The sequence below is a fragment of the Pseudomonas sp. HMWF006 genome, assembly GCF_003061205.1.
GTDB lineage: Bacteria > Pseudomonadota > Gammaproteobacteria > Pseudomonadales > Pseudomonadaceae > Aquipseudomonas > Aquipseudomonas monsensis.
This window is the reverse complement of sequence record NZ_QAIU01000559.1, coordinates 1-4,155: the sequence shown is the minus strand read 5'-3', so window position 1 is coordinate 4,155 and position 4,155 is coordinate 1. Positions and strand designations below refer to the sequence as shown.

The following is a 4,155-nucleotide window of genomic DNA, read 5'->3' as shown; positions in this document are numbered from 1 at the left end:
GTGCCGGGGTGTCTTCGGTGCTCGGGCCGGTGTAGATGTTGCCGGCGCGGTCAGCCATGAACCCGGCCGAGAGCACGACATTGGGAATCAGGTCCACCACCAGCCGCGCATAGAGTTCGATGTAGGTGTGAATCGCGCCGACTTCCAGCAGGCCGTCTTCGAGCAACTGGCTGATGCGCAGGCTCTGGGTGCCGGCAAAGGAGAAGTCGAGCTTGCGGGCGATGCCGCGTTCGAACAGGTCCAGATGCTCGGAGCGACCGACGCTGGGCATGATCATGTGCAGGTCGTGGAGCTTTTCCGGGTCAGCCTTGGCCAGCGAACGAGAAAGGAAATCCGCCTGCTTCTGGTTGTTGCCCTCCAGCACCACGCGGTCGCCGGGATGGATCAGCGCTTCGAGCGCGGCGACGATCTTGTCGGTGGGCAACACCACACCGTCGGCCAGCCCGCGCACCTTGTCGAGACGCCGCTGCTTCTCGTCACGCCGCCGCGTCCAGCGCGAGTCGGGGGAAATTGTTGTTGTCATGCTCACTCCACGGGGTTCGCTGTCGTGGAGCTAAGGTAGGCGTGTGGGGTGGGGGCATCAATCAAGCGCGGTGGTGAATCGTTACGCTCAGGGTAATGATCAAGAGCCGCCCTCACCCTAGCCCTCTCCCGGAGGGAGAGGGGACCTACCGAGGTGTCTGGCGCCATACATCGACCTGCCCCACCGAGTCGATTATGGATTCACAGCAGTATTTTCAGGTCGGCGTAACTTGTGAGCATCCTGCGGTCGGCCCCCTCTCCCTCCGGGAGAGGGCTGGGGTGAGGGGCGGGCTTTTCCGCTATTCCGTCGGCACCAACTTATCCAACACCCGATTCACCGCCATCTCCGCCACCATCACCACCTGCGCAATACCCTGCACAGTCTTGCGGTGCGTACCTTCCACCATTGCTGCGTGGTTATTGAGCATGACCGTAGCCGAACCAAGGGTTTCACTGGCGTCGGCCAACAGCGATTCGGTGTCGGCATTGGGGTTGGCCATGTACAGCGTGTTGGGGGTGTAAGGCGTGGCCATCAGGTCGGCGTTGGTCAGGCCGAGGTAATGGTCGAGGGCGCGTTCGGCGGCTTCGTGGAGTTTCTTGGAGTCGGGGGATTCGTAGGGGGATGCCGGGTCGGTGGACGGCGGGTTAGGCGTTACTTTGAACATGGGGATGAACCTCTATCAGGCCTCACCATCCCGCTGCTAAACGGTAGGGTGGCGGCTATGCGCAAGTTAGCAGACCGGTCAAACCCCAACCCGGCGCACCCGAAGGTGCCATGCGCACAGCCACCATCAAGCGCAGGCGAATGCCTGACTGGATGAGACTTGTACAACCGAGGTAAGGAAGAAGCCGGGCTGCTAAACCCGATCACTGGGAATCAGTGACGGAATCAAGTTACGCAGCCTGCCCAAGGCGCACAAGCCGGCGGATTCTGGTGCATGCGTAGGCAGCGACGCAAGGATTTGTAGGCCAGGGAACCGTAACACAGAGTGTCTTTAAACAACTGCGCTGAAGAGTGTTTATTACTCACAGAGATTGAGGATTTGTCTGTCGGATTGAGGTGTGGCGACTGGCGCTTTCGCGAGCAAGCTCGCTCCCACAGGAGATCTTCAGAGAACGCAGATTTTGTGTACGACATAAACCCACTGTGGGAGCGAGCTTGCTCGCGAAGAGTCCAGTCTGGTCACCGCAAACCTTGGATCAGTGAACGAGCCCCGCCTCCACCAACAACTGCTCCAGCCCCAACAAATCCGGCACCTTCGCCACTTGGTCCCCGACCTGCACCGCCGCCTGTTCCAGCGCACACAACGGCACATCGACATAACTCAACTGACTGTCGAGCTTGTACGAGCGCGGAATCCCCTGCACCAGCAGCGCAATGAACTTCAGCTCCGGCAACCCGCCCAGCGCATTCAAAATCACGATCCGCGCTCGCTCGCCAATGACGATTTTCTGCCCGCACGCCGATTCAAAACTCAGCAGCGGAATCTGCCGCTCACGCCACGTAACCTTGCCGAGATACCACGGCGGCGTATCCAGGTCGAAGGCGCTGGCCTGATAGTCAATCAGCTCGGCCACGGCGACGTTGGGCAGGATCAGGTTGCGGTCGGCCAGTGGCAGCAGCAGGCCGGTGAGTTGGCTGGTGCGCGCGTTGTGGCGGCGCTCATGCATGTTTCTTGCTCCAGTGGGCAATGCTTTCGAGCAGCACCGATTCCTGATACGGCTTGCCGAGGTAGTCGTTGACGCCGATGGCCATCGCGCGGTCGCGGTGTTTCTGCCCGGTGCGCGAGGTAATCATGATGATCGGCAGGTGTTGCAGGCGTTCGTCGTGGCGCACCTGAGTGGCGACTTCGAAGCCGTCCATGCGCGGCATTTCGATGTCGAGCAGCATCAGGTCGGGCATGTGTTCTTCGAGCAGCAGCATCGCGTCGACCCCGTCCTTGGCGGTCAGCACATTCATGCCGTGACGTTCGAGCAAACGGCTGGTGACTTTGCGCACGGTCACCGAGTCGTCGACCACCAGCACCAGCAGCGGCTTTTGCGGCTCGCTGTCGATGTCCGCATGGGCCGGACGCTGCGCAACCCGCGCCTGCATCGCGCGGATCGGTGCGAGCAAATCGAGAATCAGCACCACCCGGCCATCGCCGAGAATCGTCGCCCCGGACACGCCCTGCACCGCGCCGAACTGCGGACCGAGGCTCTTGACCACGATCTCGCGGGTACCGGCCATCGCGTCGACCTGCACCGCGATGTGCCGGTCGTTGCACTGCACCAGCAGCACCGGCAATGGCAGGCTCTGGCCGAGCAGTTTCGGGCGTGGCGCAGTTTTCAGCAGTTCGCCCAGATAGCACAACTCATAGCGTTGGCCGCCGTAGTGGTAGCTCGGCGGGTCGTTACGGAAGTGCCCTTCCAGATCATTCGGCAGGACGCGGACGATGCCTTCGATGGTGTTCAGCGGAATCGCGTATTGATCCTCGCCGCACTGCACCATCAGCGCGCGGTTGACCGACACGGTGAACGGCAGGCGAATGCGGAAATGCACGCCCTGCCCCGGCACCGAGTCGATGCTCATGATGCCGCCGAGCTGGCGCACTTCTTCGTGGACCACGTCCATGCCGACGCCGCGCCCGGAAATCTGCGTGATCTTTTCAGCGGTGGAGAAGCCCGGCTGGAGGATGAACTGCAATACATCGCGGTCGCTGATTTCGGCATCCGGCGCCAGCAAACCGCGCTTGATCGCCTTGCGCCGCACCGCTTCCAGCGGCACCCCGGCGCCGTCGTCGCGGATATCGAAAACGATGTCGCCGCCCTCACGGGACAAGTCCAGGCTGATCGTACCCTGTGCCGGTTTGCCCGCCGCCAGCCGCACTTCGGCAGACTCCAGACCGTGATCGACGGCGTTGCGCAGCATGTGCTCCAGCGGCGCGGCCATGCGTTCCAGCACGTTGCGGTCCATCTCGCCCTCGGCGTTGTCGATGATGAACGCGACGTCCTTGTTCAGCTCTTCGGCGACCTGCCGCACGATGCGTTTGAGGCGCGGCAGCATGCGTTCGAACGGCACCATGCGCGTGCGCATCAGGCCTTCCTGCAATTCGGTGTTGATCCGCCCCTGTTGCTGCAACAGGTTCTCGGCGTCGTGGTTGCGGCGGTCGAGGGTTTCCTTGAGGTCGAGCAGGTCGGGAGCGGATTCGAACAGCGCCCGCGACAGTTGCTGCAACTGCGAGTGGCGATCCATTTCCCGCGGGTCGAATTCTTCGTAACCGAGATGGTCGGCATCGACTTGCTGACGGCTGAGAATCCGTCCCTGGGTTTCAGTATCGAGCCGGCGCAATTGATCGCGCATGCGCTCGATGGTGGTTTCCATCTCGTTCAGTGCGGTTTGCGCATCGCTGACCTGTTGCTCGATACGCCCACGGAAAATCGAGGTTTCCCCGGCCAGATTGACCAACTCGTCGAGCAGTTCGGCGGAGACCTTGACCATGTCCGCACCGGCATCGGCAGCCGGTGGCGCCGGCTCGGTCTTGGCGGGCAGCGGCAATACCGGCGGGGTTTCCACCGTCGCCGGATGACTGAAATTCTGGATCGCGCTGATCAGCCGATCGGCCGGCGGGCACGGTTGCCCGGCGCGCACCC

General features: G+C 62.2%; 4 protein-coding genes. All 4 read right to left on the bottom strand.

Annotated features, from left to right (window positions below; genetic code table 11):
* Nucleotides 1–523: malonate decarboxylase subunit alpha (locus tag DBR24_RS33750; protein WP_256591827.1), on the bottom strand; the 523-nt coding region annotated here is incomplete at its 3' end.
* A gap of 298 nt (nt 524–821) precedes the next feature.
* Nucleotides 822–1,187, bottom strand: a complete 366-nt coding sequence (locus DBR24_RS25450) for a DUF6124 family protein (RefSeq protein WP_128616102.1) — start codon at nt 1,185–1,187, stop codon at nt 822–824.
* Nucleotides 1,188–1,722: 535 nt separating this feature from the next.
* Nucleotides 1,723–2,193 carry a chemotaxis protein CheW gene (locus DBR24_RS25445; protein ID WP_123469524.1) on the bottom strand — a complete coding sequence of 157 codons (471 nt, stop codon included), beginning with the start codon at nt 2,191–2,193 and terminating at the stop codon, nt 1,723–1,725.
* The coding region (locus DBR24_RS25440; RefSeq protein ID WP_146189121.1) for a response regulator at nt 2,186–4,155 on the bottom strand (1,970 nt) is incomplete at its 5' end. The genes DBR24_RS25445 and DBR24_RS25440, both read right to left, overlap by 8 nt.